A 331-nucleotide genomic window follows, 5' to 3' on the forward strand; every position below is an offset into this window, starting at 1 on the left:
ACTGGTCGAGATGGAAGTTCGCGACCTGCTGTCCACCTACGACTTCCCAGGCGACGACACCCCGATCATCATCGGTTCGGCTCGTATGGCGCTGGAAGGCAAAGACGACAACGAGATGGGTACTACCGCTGTCAAGAAGCTGGTAGAGACTCTGGATGCCTACATCCCTGAGCCAGTTCGTGCCGTTGACCAGCCGTTCCTGATGCCGATCGAAGATGTATTCTCGATCTCGGGTCGTGGTACCGTTGTTACCGGTCGTATCGAGCGTGGTATCGTCCGCGTTCAGGATCCGCTGGAAATCGTTGGTCTGCGCCCAACCACCAACACCACC

General features: G+C 57.4%; 1 pseudogene. It reads left to right on the plus strand.

The features are described from left to right. A pseudogene (tuf, locus tag QSV36_RS26180) lies at positions 1-331 on the plus strand (elongation factor Tu); the annotation flags it as partial.

It is taken from the genome of Pseudomonas sp. BCRC 81390 (genome assembly GCF_030341915.1).
Taxonomy (GTDB): domain Bacteria; phylum Pseudomonadota; class Gammaproteobacteria; order Pseudomonadales; family Pseudomonadaceae; genus Aquipseudomonas.